This is a genomic window from Nocardioides sp. (assembly GCF_035703625.1).
GTDB lineage: Bacteria > Actinomycetota > Actinomycetes > Propionibacteriales > Nocardioidaceae > Nocardioides.
This window is the reverse complement of the sequence record NZ_DASSXS010000062.1, coordinates 18,372-32,778: the sequence shown is the minus strand read 5'-3', so window position 1 is coordinate 32,778 and position 14,407 is coordinate 18,372. Positions and strand designations below refer to the sequence as shown.

13 protein-coding genes are annotated in these 14,407 nt (G+C 71.8%); 1 reads left to right on the top strand and 12 read right to left on the bottom strand.

All coding sequences use genetic code 11. The annotated features are described in order from the left end of the window. The 8 genes from VFN12_RS03110 to ilvD all read right to left on the bottom strand — a co-directional run. Window positions 1-93 (bottom strand): ACT domain-containing protein (locus tag VFN12_RS03110; RefSeq protein WP_325117116.1); only part of this gene is annotated, 93 nt, incomplete at its 3' end. Continuing rightward, entirely contained in the window at window positions 94-1,863 is a 1,770-nt protein-coding gene (locus tag VFN12_RS03105; protein ID WP_325117115.1) for an acetolactate synthase large subunit, read from the bottom strand. A 97-nt stretch (window positions 1,864-1,960) separates the two neighbouring features. After that, a complete protein-coding gene (locus VFN12_RS03100) occupies window positions 1,961-2,266 on the bottom strand; it encodes a 4a-hydroxytetrahydrobiopterin dehydratase (RefSeq protein WP_325117114.1) in 306 nt (101 codons plus the stop codon). 60 nt (window positions 2,267-2,326) lie between these two features. Further along, complete coding sequence (locus VFN12_RS03095; protein ID WP_325117113.1) at window positions 2,327-4,009, bottom strand: CocE/NonD family hydrolase; 1,683 nt, start codon at window positions 4,007-4,009, stop codon at window positions 2,327-2,329. A 39-nt stretch (window positions 4,010-4,048) separates the two neighbouring features. After that, entirely contained in the window at window positions 4,049-4,465 is a 417-nt protein-coding gene (locus VFN12_RS03090) for a VOC family protein (protein ID WP_325117112.1), read from the bottom strand. Further along, window positions 4,450-5,184, bottom strand: a complete 735-nt coding sequence (locus VFN12_RS03085; protein WP_325117111.1) for a GNAT family protein — start codon at window positions 5,182-5,184, stop codon at window positions 4,450-4,452. Before VFN12_RS03085 ends, VFN12_RS03090 begins: the two co-directional genes overlap by 16 nt. Beyond that, entirely contained in the window at window positions 5,181-6,389 is a 1,209-nt protein-coding gene (locus VFN12_RS03080) for a kynureninase (RefSeq protein WP_325117110.1), read from the bottom strand. The genes VFN12_RS03085 and VFN12_RS03080 overlap by 4 nt, the downstream gene beginning before the upstream one ends. Window positions 6,390-6,409: 20 nt before the next feature. After that, window positions 6,410-8,086, bottom strand: a complete 1,677-nt coding sequence (gene ilvD, locus VFN12_RS03075; protein WP_325117109.1) for a dihydroxy-acid dehydratase — start codon at window positions 8,084-8,086, stop codon at window positions 6,410-6,412. A gap of 178 nt (window positions 8,087-8,264) precedes the next feature. Between ilvD and VFN12_RS03070 the strand changes: the two genes are divergently transcribed. Then, a complete protein-coding gene (locus VFN12_RS03070; protein ID WP_325117108.1) occupies window positions 8,265-9,206 on the top strand; it encodes an aminoglycoside phosphotransferase family protein in 942 nt (313 codons plus the stop codon). An 8-nt stretch (window positions 9,207-9,214) separates the two neighbouring features. Here VFN12_RS03070 and VFN12_RS03065 read toward each other — a convergent pair whose 3' ends face one another. The 4 genes from VFN12_RS03065 to VFN12_RS03050 all read right to left on the bottom strand — a co-directional run bounded on the left by VFN12_RS03065 (window position 9,215) and on the right by VFN12_RS03050 (window position 14,351). Then, a complete protein-coding gene (locus VFN12_RS03065) occupies window positions 9,215-10,906 on the bottom strand; it encodes a CocE/NonD family hydrolase (RefSeq protein ID WP_325117106.1) in 1,692 nt (563 codons plus the stop codon). Window positions 10,907-11,028: 122 nt separating this feature from the next. Beyond that, complete coding sequence (locus VFN12_RS03060) at window positions 11,029-11,487, bottom strand: SRPBCC family protein (protein WP_325117105.1); 459 nt, start codon at window positions 11,485-11,487, stop codon at window positions 11,029-11,031. Between the two features lie 55 nt (window positions 11,488-11,542). Continuing rightward, complete coding sequence (locus VFN12_RS03055; protein ID WP_325117104.1) at window positions 11,543-13,189, bottom strand: alkaline phosphatase D family protein; 1,647 nt, start codon at window positions 13,187-13,189, stop codon at window positions 11,543-11,545. Between the two features lie 79 nt (window positions 13,190-13,268). Further along, window positions 13,269-14,351, bottom strand: a complete 1,083-nt coding sequence (locus tag VFN12_RS03050) for an exo-alpha-sialidase (RefSeq protein WP_325117103.1) — start codon at window positions 14,349-14,351, stop codon at window positions 13,269-13,271. Window positions 14,352-14,407: the final 56 nt, after the last annotated feature.

The window sequence follows — 14,407 nt, the reverse complement described above, 5'->3', positions numbered from 1 at the left end:
GATGTTGAAGCCCCGGCGGCTGAACAGGCCCGCGATCCGGGCCAGCACGCCGGGCTTGTTCTCGACCAGGACCGACAAGGTGTGCGTCGACATCTAGAGCTCGTCCTCCTCGAAGTCGGGCGCGAGGTCGCGGGCGTACTTGATGTCGTCGTTGCTGGTGCCGGCGGCCACCATCGGCCAGACCATCGCGTCGCGGTGCACCCGGAAGTCGACGACGACCGGGACGTCGTTGATCTCCATCGCCTTCGCGATGGTGGCGTCGAGGTCGTCGGGGCTGTCGCAGGACAACCCGACGCACCCGTAGGCCTCGGCCAGCTTGACGAAGTCGGGGATCCGCTTGCTGTGCAGGTCGGTGTTGGAGTAGCGCTCGTTGTAGAAGAGCGTCTGCCACTGGCGGACCATGCCGAGCGACTCGTTGTTGATCACCGCGACCTTGATCGGGATGTCGTTGATCGCGCAGGTGGCCAGCTCCTGGTTGGTCATCTGGAAGCACCCGTCGCCGTCGATCGCCCAGACCGGAGAGCCGGGAACCCCGACCTTGGCGCCCATCGCGGCCGGTACGGCGAAGCCCATGGTGCCGAGCCCGCCGGAGTTGATCCAGGTGTTGGGCCGCTCGTAGCCCACGAAGTGGGCGGCCCACATCTGGTGCTGGCCGACGCCGGCGCAGTAGACCGCGTCGGGTCCGGCGAGGGCGCCGAGCCGCTCGCACACCAGCTGCGGGGCAAGGCCGCCGTCGGCGGGGGTGTCGTAGCCCAGGGGGTACTTCTTCTTGACGCCGGCCAGGAAGGCGACCCAGGCCTCGTAGTCACCGGTGGTGCCGGCGTCCGCCTCGGCCTTGAGTGCGACGACCAGGTCGCTGATCACCTCGCGGCAGTCGCCGACGATCGGGATGTCGGCCGCGCGGTTCTTGCCGATCTCCGCCGGGTCGATGTCGGCGTGGATCACCTTCGCGCCGGGCGCGAACGAGTCGAGGTTGCCGGTGACCCGGTCGTCGAAGCGCGCCCCGAGGCTGATGATCAGGTCGCTGCGCTGGAGCCCCGCGACCGCGGCGACGGTGCCGTGCATGCCCGGCATGCCGAGGTGCTGGGGGTGGGAGTCGGGGAAGGCACCACGGGCCATCAGGGTGGTGACGACCGGGATCCCGGTGAGCTCGGCGAGGACCTTGAGCTCGCGGTGGGCGGCGGCCCGGATGGTGCCGCCGCCGACGTAGAGCACCGGCCGGCGGGACTCCAGGATCAGCCGCGCGGCCTCACGGATCTGCTTCGAGTGGGGCCGGGTCACCGGCCGGTACCCGGGCAGGTGCAGCTCGGTGGGCCAGGCGTACGTCGTCTGCGCCTGCAGCGCCGACTTCGCGACGTCCACGAGGACCGGACCGGGCCGGCCGGTCGAGGCGATGTAGAAGGCCTCGGCGATCGTGCGCGGGATCTCGGCGGGGTCGGTGACCAGGAAGTTGTGCTTGGTGATCGGCATGGTGATGCCGCGGATGTCCGCCTCCTGGAAGGCGTCCGTGCCGATCGCGGTCGCGCCGACCTGGCCGGTCACGGCCACCATCGGCACCGAGTCCATGTGGGCGTCGGCGAGCGGGGTGACCAGGTTGGTGGCGCCGGGACCCGAGGTGGCCATGCACACGCCCACCTTGCCGGTCGCGGCGGCGTACCCCTGCGCGGCGTGGCCCGCCCCCTGCTCGTGGCGGACCAGGATGTGCCGGATCCGGCTGTCCATGAGGGGGTCGTAGGCCGGGAGGATGGCGCCACCGGGGATGCCGAAGACGTTCTCGGCGCCGGCCGCCTCGAGCGACGCGATCAGGCTCTGGGCCCCGGTCACGACAGGCCCGCTCCCCGGGGTACCCGTGCTGTGGGTCATCGCCTGCCTCCTCCGTCACGATGGGTGCTCACTCCGAGCGCCCGGCAAGTCTGTCACCCCGTCCCACATGGTGGTACGGGCGTCCCAGCATCTGGCGTCAGCCCGACCCCACGCCCTCGTCGGCTGCGTACTCGCTGATGGTCCGGGCCAGCCTCACGTCCCGGTCGGTCACCCCGCCCGCGTCGTGGCTGGACAGCCTGACGTCGAGGTGGGGATAGCGCAGATCGAGGTCGGGATGGTGGTTCATCGCCTCCGCTGCCTCACCGATCCGGTTGACCAGGCGTAGCCCGGTGGCGAAGTCGCCCGTCTCGAGGTGGGCGTGGATCGCGTCGTCGCGCCAGGTCCAGTCCGGGAGACCCGCCTCGGCGAACTGGTCGGCGGTGAGGGTGCTGTCGTCGGTCATGGGACACCTCCTTGACCCTTCCTACCGCGACCGGGTGCGGGAGGACAGGGCCGGGAGGCGTCAGCGCAACCGGCCCGGCAGGCTGAACGTGCGGTCCGCCCCCCGGATCGTCGCCCGGCTCACCGGTGCGGTCTGGCGCAGGTGCTCCTCGAGCCGCGGAGTGGAGCCTCCGGGCAGGAAGGCGACGCGGTCCCGGCGGAGGAACGGAAGGCCGATCCCGGCCGACTCCACCCGCACCGTGTCCATCGTCGGGGCGTGCACCCACCAGGAGCTGTCGGCGCCCGAGAGCAGGACACCGATGCGGTGGCCGCGGCGCAGCACCCAGTCCTGCCCGTAGAGGCGGAACGTGGCGAACTGCTCCCCCACTCCCCGGAACAGGTTGGCTCCGCGGCTGACCAGCCGGGCCTTGCCACTGGGCGCGATGTCGTAGACCAGGCCGACCAGGTTGGTGCGTGGCGCGGTGGTCTCGACCCGCACCCGCAGCTGTGGCTCTCCGGCCAGCCAGGCGCGGTGGCGCAGCGGTTGCGACACCGACCACACGCCGTGACCGGTGTCGTCGGGGCCGCCGGTGGCCTGGTTGGTGCCGTCATCGGCGTAGGTGCCGCGGTTGAGCCGGCTCCACAGCGTGGTCGCGTCGGCCGGCGGCCAGGCTGCCTCGCGCCGGTACCGGCCGAGGTTGTCCTGCACCTCGATGCCGGGGCGTACGGTGCCGCGGCCCTTCAGGTGCTGCGCGAAGAAGTCGAGGACCTGCTCGATGAACCGCTGCGGGGACCTGCCGGTCTGGCTGCGCTCGCCGTCGGCGGTCTTCTCCCAGCCCCGGACGTGGTCGAACTGGCCGTACCAGGCGCGGTTGGCCCGGGACCCCAGGCGGTTGAAGTAGCTGAAGGCCGCGTCCTGCTTGGTGTTGGTCTCCAGGAAGCCCTGGGTCAGGAACAACGGCACCCGGGAACCTCGGGACGGCGGCAGCAGGTTGCGCTCCAGCCAGAACGGGTCGTGCGGTGAGTCGATCTGCTGGAGGGACTGGTTGAGCCCGTAGCACCAGGCCTGGGGCGCCCCGTTCACGTGGTACTGCGGCGAGTCGTTGACCGATCCGGGGGTCGCGTCGATCGCCTGGAAGAGGGCGGGCGTGAGGACGGAGTTCGTGAAGCGGACGCCCCGGTTGTAGAGGTAGTTGTAGCCGGAGTACACCGGTTCCATCGCCACCACGGCCTCGAGCCCGGGCGGCCGCTGCGCGACGCCCATCAGCCCGGTCCACGCGTCGTACGACTTGCCGAGCATGCCGACCTTTCCGGTCGACCAGGGCCGCGAGGCGGCCCACTTCACCGCGGCCTCGACCGCGTCCTGCTCGCGGTTGCCGCCCCAGTCGTTGCAGCCCGAGGAGCCGCCGAAGCCGGGCAGGTCGACCATCACGTAGGTGTAGCCGCGCTCGAGGATCCGGCTGAGGTCGAGGAAGTCGTAGAACCGGTCGCTCGGGCCCTCGTTGGCGAACCCGTTCTCCAGCGGCTCGCCCGAGTGGTTGGTGTAGGGGCTGACCGTGAGGATGACCGGCGTGCGCTTGTCCGGGGAGATCCCCTTGGGCCGCAGCACGTCGGCGTGCAGCGTGTTGATGCCGTCACCCGCGGGGAAGTAGGCCTCGAAGTGGTCGGCGTCCTCCCGGGTGGCGGCGGCCGCGGGCGGAGCCCCGACGATCGGCGCCAGCAGGGGCAGGAGCAGGGCGAGCAGGACGGCGCGAATGGGGAGCACGCGGTTCCAACGACGGCAGGTGCCCGAAGGGTACGGCCCTCAGGGCAGCACGGCGGCGCCGACGTCGCCCGGCGCCCAGGCCACCTCCCAGCGGTAGCCGTCGGGATCGCCGAAGTAGCCGGTGTAGCCGCCCCACGCCCGGTCGACTCCGTCCTGCACAGGGTCGGCGCCCACCTGGCGTGCCGTCGCCAGCACCGCGTCGACCTCCTCGCGCGAGGCGACGTTGTGGGCGAGGGTGAGCGGCGCGACCCCCTGGCCGGTGGCGATGGCGCCGACCTCGGCCTCGAAGTGGTCGCGGTCCCACAGGCTGAGGATCACCTTGTCGGCGACCTTGATCATCAGCACGTCGCCGGGCACGTGGATCATCGCCTCCCACCCGAGCCCGTCGACGTAGAAGCGTCGAGTGGCCTCGAGATCGGCGACGGCGAGGGTCACCAGGCTCATCCGTTGTTGCATGGCCCCCACCCTGCCAGCCCACGGGTCAGGTCCGACAGTGCAGTGCGTTGCCGTCCGCCCTCGTCGAAGTTGCCCGGATCCAGCCAGCGCTCGTGAGCGGACCGGACGGCCGGCCAGTCGGCGTCCGTCATGGCGAACCAGGCGGTGTCACGGTTGCGGCCCTTGTAGACCATCGCGTTGCGGAACCGCCCCTCGTAGGAGAACCCGAGCCTTCGGGCGGCCCGGGCCGAGGGCTCGTTGTAGGCGTCGAGCTTCCACTCGAGGCGTCGGTAGCCGAGGTCCTCGAAGACATGCCGGGCGAGGAGGCTGAGCGCCTCGGTGGCCGCCCGGGTCCGCTGGAGCGAGCGGGCGAGGAGCACGGCGCCGACCTCGATGGACCCGTGGTCGGCATCGACCCGGCACAACGTGGCGACACCCGACGCTCGGCCGGTCTCCTCAGGCACCAGGGCGAACGTGACCGTGTCCGCCCGGTCCGCCCAGCCCGCGATCATCCGCGCGAGGTGGTGGACGTCTGCGGGCCGGTCGTCGTGGCGGTAGGTCCACAGCCGGTCGTCTTCCTCGTGGCCGAGTGCGTCGAAGAGATCGGCCGCGTGGGTGCCCGCGACCGGCTCGAGCCGGACGTAGCGGCCGTGGAGGGTCACCCGGCCGGGCGGGGGCCGTGGCTCCCAGCCGGGAACCGGCTCGCCGACCGGCTGCCCGTGCTCGTTGGTACGGGTCACCCCGACCGCTCCAGCTCCCCGAGGACGGCGTGCATGCCGCGCTCCACCTCCTCGAAGGAGGTCGACAACGGCGACAGCCCGATCCGCAGGCCGTGCGGGTCGCGGTAGTCGGGGATCACGTCCCGCTTCCACAGCGCCTCGGTGACTGCCTGCATCCGTGGGTGCCTGAGGGTGACGTGGCCGCCGCGTCGGGCCGGGTCCCGCGGCGAGGCCACGTCGACGCCGAGCGGCGCCAGCAGGTCGTCCGCGAGCTCGACGGCGTACGACGTCAGGGCCACCGACTTCTCGCGCACGGCCTCGATGCCGGCCTCCTCGATCAGCTCGACCATGTCCTCCACGGCCAGCATCCCGACGATCGGCGGGGTCCCGGAGTGGAAGCGGCGGATCCCGTCGGTCGGGGTGTAGGTCGGGCCCATCAGGAAGGGGTCGGTGGCCCCCATCCAGCCCTGGATCGGCTGGGTGAGCTCGTCGAGGTGGCGTTGCGCGACGTAGAGGAAGGCGGGCGAGCCGGGCCCGCCGTTGAGGTACTTGTAGCTGCAGCCGACGGCGAGGTCGACGTCCCACCTGTCCAGCTGGACGGGTACGACGCCGACCGAGTGGCTGAGGTCCCACATGACCAGCGCACCGGCGTCGTGGGCGATCTGCGTCAGGGTCGGTGCGTCGGCGAGCCAGGCGGACCGGTAGGCGACGTGGCTGGCCATCACCAGCGCCGTCCTCGGTCCGACCGCGGCGGCGAGCTCGTCGGCGGTGAGGCCGGCGGAGGTGTCGACGTCGATCCACCGCAGCGTCAGCCCGAGCTCGGCGGCGATCCCCTGGGCGACGTAGCGGTCGGTGGGGAAGTTGTCGCGGTCGATCACGATCTCGTCTCGCCCCGGGCGCGCCGCGACGGCGGCCCGGACCACCTTGTAGAGCAGGACCGTCGTCGAGTCGCCGAAGGCGGTCTGGCCCGGCGCCGCGCCGAGGGCGACCCGGCCGAGCCGGTCGCCGAGCGTGAGCGGGAGGTCGAACCAGCCCTCGTCCCAGCCGCGGATGAGTCGCTCGCCCCAGTCGTGCCGGACGAACGCCGCCAGGCGCTCAGGCGTGACCTCGAGCGGTCGGCCCAGGGAGTTGCCGTCGAAGTAGACCAACGGCTCCGAGGTCCCGAGGAAGCGCGAACGGAGGTGGGCCAGCGGGTCGGTGCGGTCGAGCTCCAGGCTGTCGTTCACGTGCCCTGTCTATCGCAGCGTCAGCCGCAGACCGCCCCGTGGGCGGCGCTCTGCACGACCTTGGCGTACTTGCCGAGCACCCCGCGGGTGTACTTCGGCGGGTTGGGCGCCCATCCGGTACGCCGGGTCTCGAGGTCGTCGATCCGGGCGTCCAGGGTGGCGTTGGCGACGTCGAGGGTGATCGGGTCGCCGTCGCGCAGGAACGCGATCGGCCCTCCGTCGGCGGCCTCGGGGGCGATGTGGCCGACACACAGGCCGGTGGTGCCCCCGCTGAACCGCCCGTCGGTGACCAGCAGGACGTCCTTGCCGAGCCCGGCGCCCTTGATCGCGCCCGTGATCGCCAGCATCTCCCGCATCCCCGGGCCGCCCTTGGGGCCCTCGTAGCGGATCACCACGACGTCACCCGCCGTGATGGTGCCGGCGGCGAGGGCGTCGAGGGCGGCCCGTTCGCCGTCGAAGACCCGCGCCGTGCCGGTGAACGTCGTCTCGTCGAAGCCGGCGCTCTTGACCACGGCGCCGTCCGGGGCCAGCGAGCCCTTGAGGATGGTGAGGCCGCCGGTGGCGTGGATCGGCCGGTCGAGCTGGCGCAGGATCTCGCCGTCGAGCGGCTTGGGGTCGAGCTCGGCGAGGTTCTCCGCCATCGTCTTCCCGGTGCAGGTGAGCACGTCGCCGTCCAGGTGACCGGCGTCCAGCAGCGCCCGCAGCAGGACCGGGATGCCGCCGACGCGGTCGAAGTCGGTCCAGACGAAGCGACCGAACGGCTTCATGTCCGCGAGGTGCGGGACGTTCCTGCCGATCCGGGTGAAGTCGTCGAGGGTCAGGTCGACCTCGGCCTCGCGGGCGATCGCGAGAAGGTGGAGGACCGCGTTGGTCGAGCCGCCGAGGGCCATCGCCATCGCGATCGCGTTCTCGAAGGCGGGCCGGGTCATGATCTGCCGCGCGGTGATGCCCTGGCGCAGCATCTGGACGACGGCCTCGCCTGACTTGTGGGCGAACCCGTCGCGGCGCCGGTCGACCGCCGGCGGCGACGAGCTGCCCGGCAGGCTCATGCCGAGCGCCTCGGCGACGCTGGCCATCGTGTTGGCGGTGTACGCCCCACCGCAGGCGCCCTCGCCGGGACAGATCGCGCGCTCGATCTCGTCGACCTTCTCGCGGGTGATCTTCCCCGCCAGGCAGGCGCCGACCGCCTCGAAGGCGTCGATGATCGTGACGTCCTTGCCGTCCACCTGCCCGGGCATGATGGTGCCGGCGTAGAGGAACACGCTGGCGAGGTCGAGCCGGGCCGCGGCCATGAGCATGCCGGGCAGAGACTTGTCGCAGCCGGCGAGGAGCACCGATCCGTCGAGCCGTTCGGCCATCATCACCGTCTCGACGGAGTCGGCGATCACCTCACGGGACACCAGCGAGAAGTGCATGCCCTCGTGCCCCATCGAGATCCCGTCGGAGACCGAGATGGTGCCGAACTCCAGCGGGTAGCCGCCGCCGGCATGGACGCCGTTCTTGACCGCCTTGGCCAGCCGGTCCAGCGAGAGGTTGCACGGCGTGATCTCGTTCCACGAGCTCGCCACCCCGATCTGGGGCTTCTCCCAGTCGTCGTCGCCCATGCCGACCGCGCGCAGCATGCCGCGGGCGGCCGCCCGCTCGAGGCCGTCGGTGACGTCGCGGGAGCGGGGCTTGAGGTCCGGGTGCTCACTCATGCTTCGGGAGCGTAGTCGGGCGACCCTCCGCCGCGGCCCGCCGTTCCGGGACGTGGCGGGTGCCGATGTGCTGCAGACGCGTGGCCGAGCACCGGGATCCACGCGTGCCACCCGGACGGACCCGGCTCGTCTGCAGCATCTCGGCACGCCGACGCACGCGGGCCCTAGGTTGGGAGGCGTGCTGCATCCGGACCAGGCCGCCGAGGTGGCCGGGCGCTTCGACCTCGGCGACGGCGCCACGATGACAGGCCCGGTCGCGGCCGGCCGCCTCGGAGACGTCTGGCGCCTGTCGACCGGGCACGGGCACTACGCGGTCAAGGACGCCCGCTTCCCTGTGGATCCGGACGAGGTCGCCGCCGACGCGGCGTACCAGGACCGGGTGCGCAGCCAGGGTGTCCCGATGCCGGCCGTGGTCCGGACGCCGGAGGGCGAGGCTCTCGCGCGGCTCGGGTCGGGACCGGTACGGGTGTACGCGTGGGTGGACGTCCTCGCTCCGGACCGCGCGCTCGACCCGGCCACGGTCGGCGGCCTGGTCGCGGGCATCCACCGCGTGCAGGTGCCGGCGGAGGGGCCGGTCGACCCCTGGTACGTCGCCCCCGTCGGCGAGCCGGACTGGCGCGACCTCGTGGCCCGGCTCGGTGCGGCCCGCGCACCGTTCGCCGACCGGCTCGCCTCCCTGCTGCCCGACGTGCTGGCCGCCGAGGGGCTGCTGGTCGACACGGCTCCCGTGCAGGTCTGCCATCGCGACCTGTGGGCGGACAACCTGCTGCGCACTCCCGACGACGGGCTCGTGGTGCTGGACTGGGAGAACGCGGGCCCGGCGGACCCCGCGGGCGAGCTCGGGGTGGTGCTCTTCGAGTTCGGGCAGGGCGACGGCGGCCGGATGCGCGAGCTCTTCGCGTCGTACGTCGACGCGGGCGGGCCGGCGCGCCTGCGGAGGACGGGCGACCTCACCATGCTGATCGCCCAGTCCGGCCACATCGCCCGCACGGGCTGCGAACGATGGTTGGCCGCCACCACCGACGAGGACCGGGCCGCCAACGCGGCGTGGGTCGGCGAGTTCCTCGACGAGCCGGTCACCGTCGCCACGGTCGAGGCGATCCTCGACGCGGCCCGGTGATCCCCCGATCAGCGGAAGCGGGCCGGGCTGCGGATCGTGGGGATCGTCAGCGAGGAGCCGCGCGCGACGTTCCTCAGCGACCCCTGGGCGATGTCGACCGTGCCGGGGTTGCCGGGGACGGCCCAGATCGTGTTGGAGCTCTGCACCCGCAGGCCGATCCGGTGGCCCGCGGCGACGGTGTAGTCCTGCGGCAGCAGGCGCACGGCGGCGCTGAGCCAGCGGCCCGTGGCCGGCTGGTCGGCTTGAAGGCCGTTGCGGTAGTCGAGGTGCAGGAAGCCGCGCTCGATCGTGCGCGTGGTGCCGTCCGGGGCGATGTCGACCAGGACCGGCGTCAGGTGCATCGTCTCGCTCGACACCCGGACCTTGGCCCGGAACACCGCCGAACCGACCAGGCGGGTGGCCCGTGCGAGGGGCGCTGACCGATAGCCGAGCCCGCTGACCAGCGGCGCCTCCTCGGCCGACGTACCGGTCTCCCGGTAGGACGCGATGCGCCCGGTGCGGTCCTGGCGGGCCGTCAGCCGGCCGCCGTGCCGCAGCCACAGCCGCGTGCTGCGGGTGCGCGGCAGCGGGTAGTCGGCCGCGGTCGTGAACTCGCCCGCGCCTGCGCTGGTGCGGCCCTGGGTGATCACCGGTCCCGCCTGGGCGATCCCGGTCCTGCGCCCCTTGAGCGTGCGGGCGAGGAAGCGTTCGAGGAGGTCGTTCCAGCGGGGACCGTTGGTGGCCCCGGAGTGGGAGCCCTGGGTCAGGTGCATGATCTTGAACGGCACCCCCTCGACGGCGCGGGTCGCGGGCCGGTCGACCGGGATCCTCCGGAAGAGCTCGAGGCCCTCCTCCTGCTTGACGTTGTAGTCCTGCCACCCGTGCGCCAGCAGCACCGCCGCGCGGAAGTCACGGGCGTCCTTGCGGTAGTCGCGCCTGAGCCAGAACCGGTCGTAGTCGGGGTTCCGGGCGTACCCCTCCTCGGTGTGCTCGATCGCACCGCACTCGGCGGCCTTGTCGCGGATCGTGTCGGCGAAGGTCTGTCCCATCGGGTCGGCAGCCACGGTCTTGGCGAAGCCGAAGTCGAACCCGAGCGGGGTGTCGAAGCCCTCGTCGGAGGGGACCTTCGAGTTCAGGAAGTAGCGGACCCCGTTGCCGTACGCGTAGCCGTACCACCGGCTGATCCCGGCGATCGGCACGATCGCCCTCAGCTCGGGCACGTCCGCGCCCCGCGCGGCCACCATCGACGCGGTCGTGCCGTTGTACGACCCGCCGATCATCGCCACCTTGCCGTTGGACCACCTGCGGTCGGCCAGCCACTTCACGACGTCGACTCCGGACTGCTGCTCCCGGGGGCCGCCGTAGTCCCAGCACCCGGTGGAGCCGCGCGTGCCGAGCACGTCGGCGACCGCTCGGGCGTAGCCCTTGGGCACGAACGTCTCGCCCACCGAGTCCCGCGCGGTCTCGGGCTCGCTGAGCGAGTTGTACGGCGAGTAGGTCAGGATCACCGGCTGCCTGCGCGCGTCGTACGACGCGTCCCGCCAGACCTCGACGCGGATGACGGCGTCGCCGACCGTCGGCACGTAGTGCACCTCGTAGACCTGGTCGGACGCGGCGGCGACGGCTGGCTGCGCGGTCGGCACGGCCGCGATGCCGGCCAGCGCGAGGGCTGCGGCGGCTGCTCCGCTGAGCAGCAGGGAGATGACTCTGCCGACCTGCACGGACACTCCTCGGTGATGACGGTTTCCGGGGGCTCAACGAGCAGTACCGGCACACGTCACCCTCGAACGCCGCCCGGAGGGAATCCGGGCGTGTCGGGAGGCGAAGAGTCCGCGCTCCCCCGCTACCGGGCCTCGGAGACCGCCTTGAGCCGGGCGAGGCCCTTCTCGAAGTCCTTGCCGACGAGCTTGTCCATGCTGAACACCTTGGTCACCACGCCGGCCATCCCCCTGTTGACGCCGGTCATCGTCCAGGTGACCTCGGTCCCGCCGCCGGTCGGCCGCAGCGTGAAGGTGACGTCGTTGGTCGCCTTCCACGGCTTGAGGAACGACAGCGTGACCCCGATCTGCTCCGGGGTCGACGACACGATCTCCATCGAGCCCCGGCCGGCCTTGCGGTTGCCCTGCCAGGCGTAGTGTGCGCCGACCCCCTGGTCGGGGCCGGTGTAGATCCGCTGCAGGTTCGGGTCGACGTCCTCCCACGGCGACCAGGCGGTCCATTCGCGGAAGTCGTTGATCCGGCCGTGAACGCTGGCCGGGTCGGCGGCGATGTTGGTGGAGCGGGAGACTTCGAAGGTGCTCATGGGCGCGACCGTAGCGCTTGCCGGTCATCATCGCACCGGCGCCACAGCGGTAGGATCACCGGCCGGTCGAGTTGCCGGTCTCATCCCGCAACGTGTTGCGAACCATCTGGGCAGGATCGGGCGCTGTCTGTGCCGACGGCCCGATCCGGCGCACCGAAGCGGACGGGTTGTCCTGCGTCTGGTTCATCCCCCTCACCCCGTCCTCGACGACGAACTGGGCGCGCGTGAACACCGGCGCCCCCGGCTGGGTGACGTACGGAACGCACCGGTAGTCGGCCGTCATCGCCTCGGGCGTGATCCTGGTCGAGACATAGCCGCGCAGGCGGTTGTAGAACTTGAGATTCGGGTTGTACGCCGCCCACGGGTGCACCCCGTCCGGCACGTCGTCGCCGTCCCCACCCGTCGTGATCGATGTGGTGATGAACTCCGACGCGACGATCCCGGAGTCGGGGTCGTCCTGGTCGCGGAAGACCTCCGAGGCCCAGTGGGCGTGCACGTCGCCGGTGAGCACGATCGGGTTTCGCACCCCGGAGCCGACCATGCCGTCGATGACGCGTTGCCGGGAGGCGTCGTACCCGTCCCAGGCGTCCATGGACACCTGCGTCACCGCCGGGTCGGGGTTGGCGTCGCGACGCCCGAAGAAGACCTGCTGGCCGAGGAGGTCCCACCGTGCGGTCGAGCTGGCGAACCCGTCTACGAGCCACTTCTCCTGTTCCCAGCCGGGCAGGCTGCGACCGGGCGCGTAGGCATCAGGGCAGTTCTTGAAGCCGTCGCCGCAGGCCTGGTCGTCGCGGTACTGGCGGGTGTCGAGCATGTGGAACGTGGCCAGCTCACCCCAGGACACCCGGCGGTAGAGCTGGAGATCGATCCCCCGCGGCACCGACGTACGACGCAGCGGCATGTTCTCGTAGTAGGCCCGGTAGGCGTCCGCTCGCCGCTGGAGGAAGCCCGCCTGCTCGCTCGGCCGGTCGGCCACCTCGTCGGCGTAGTTGTTGTCCAGCTCGTGGTCGTCCCACACCACCAGCCACGGGGCCACGGCGTGTGCCGCCTGGAGGTCCGGGTCGGTCCGGTAGTGCGCATACCGACGCCGGTAGTCGGCCAGGCTCACGGTCTCCCCGCCGAGGTGGCTGCGCTCGGTGCCGTTGCCCGGGCCCTCGTACTGGTAGTCACCCAGGTGCAGCACCAGGTCGGGCTGCTCGTCGGCCAGCCGCCGGTACGCCGTGAACCAGCCGTGCTGGTAGGACGAGCACGACGCGAACGCCATGGTGAGAGACGCCGGGAGTGTGCCTTGGGCCGGGGTGGTCAGGGCCCGACCTGCTCCGGAGAGGAACTGCCCGGTGCGGAACCGGTAGAAGTACTCACGCCCGGGTCGGAGGCCCCGCACCTCGACGTGAACCGAGTGCGCCCAGGAGGGGTCGGCGTCCACGGCACCGGCCTTGACGACGTCGGTGAAGGCCTCGTCGGTCGCGACCTGCCAGTTCACCTGGTGGGAGCGGTCGGGCATGCCGCCCCGCCCGTCGGGCGCGACCGGGTCGGGCGCCAGCCGGGTCCAGATGACGAAGCCGTCCGGCGCCGGGTCGCCGCTGGCGACCCCGAGCGTGAACGGGTCCGTCCTCAGCGGGGTCGTCGCGGCACTGGCTCGCGTGTCCAGCACCGTGGTCGTCGAGACGGTGGCGAGCCCGACGGCGCCCGCCCTGAGCAATGCTCTCCGAGAAGTCTGCACGGCTCCAGATCACTGGAGCCAGGTGATCCCGGGTTGTCCGGGAGATGAACCCCTGACGTCAGATCGACGCCGCGCGGACGACCATCACGTCCGGCAGGTCGCAGACGACCTGCCGCCAGGTGTCGCCCTCGTCGGCCGACGCCCAGACGCTGCCGTTGCGGGCACCGAAGTAGACCCCGGCCGGGTCGTGGTCGTCGACGCACATCGCGTCGCGCATCACGGCGACGTAGAACGAGTCGGGCAGTCCCTGGCCGAGCTCCTCCCACGTCTCGCCCGCGTCGCGGGAGCGCCACACCCGGGCCTTCGCGCCCGGGGGGTAGCGGCCGTCGCCGCCGCTGATCGGGAACACGTAGACGGTGTCGGGCTGGTGCGGGTGGACGACGATCGAGAAGCCGAAGTCGGCGGGGAGACCGTCGGCGATCGACTCCCAGGACTCTCCGTGGTTGACGGAGCGGTAGACGCCCCCGTGGTTCTGGAGGAACAGCCGCTCGGGGCGCGACGGGTGGCGGGTCACCTTGTGCACGCACTGGCCGAACTCGGGGTACTGCTGCCCCTCCGGCAAGAAGTCGGCACGGATGCCCTGGTTGCGCGGCTGCCACGAGGCCCCGCCGTCGTTGGTCTGGTAGACGCCCCCGGTCGAGAGGGCGGCGGTCACCGACTGCGGGTCGCTCGGGTGGGGAAGGATCGTGTGGAAGGCCTGTCCACCGAAGCCGGCGTTCCACTCCGGACGGTGCGGGTGGTCCCAGAGCGCCTGCTCCAGGGTGAAGGTCTCACCGCCGTCGCCGGACTTCCAGACCGCCCCGGGCTCGGAGCCGGCGTAGACGACGCCGTCCTCGGGTCCGGTGACGAGCTGCCAGATCCGCTCGACCTTCGCGTCGGTGCCGTCGGGGAAGCGGACCGCGCCGTTGGGCGTCTCCTGCCAGGTCTTGCCGAGGTCGTCGGAACGACGCACCTGCGGGCCCAGCCACATCGAGGACGCGCCCGCGAGCAGGCGTGGACGCTCACCCCGCTTGTCGATGAGGCAGGAGTAGACCTCCTCCATGTCGAAGTGCGGCCCGGTGAACTCCCAGTCGTGCCGCCGGTCGTCGGCGGTGCCGATCCACATCCCCTTGCGCGTGCCCACCAGCAGGATCGTGCTCATGGTCTCCCTTTCTCGACGTTGGGCCATCTCACCACGACAGGCCGGTGACCGGCCAC

Coding starts and splice junctions, on each gene's coding strand:
- VFN12_RS03090 (WP_325117112.1), bottom strand. CDS start 4,465: ATGCAACAACGGATGAGCCTGGTGACCCTCGCCGTCGCCGATCTCGAG.
- VFN12_RS03050 (WP_325117103.1), bottom strand. CDS start 14,351: ATGAGCACGATCCTGCTGGTGGGCACGCGCAAGGGGATGTGGATCGGC.
- VFN12_RS03105 (WP_325117115.1), bottom strand. CDS start 1,863: ATGACCCACAGCACGGGTACCCCGGGGAGCGGGCCTGTCGTGACCGGG.
- VFN12_RS03100 (WP_325117114.1), bottom strand. CDS start 2,266: ATGACCGACGACAGCACCCTCACCGCCGACCAGTTCGCCGAGGCGGGT.
- VFN12_RS03060 (WP_325117105.1), bottom strand. CDS start 11,487: ATGAGCACCTTCGAAGTCTCCCGCTCCACCAACATCGCCGCCGACCCG.
- ilvD (WP_325117109.1), bottom strand. CDS start 8,086: ATGAGTGAGCACCCGGACCTCAAGCCCCGCTCCCGCGACGTCACCGAC.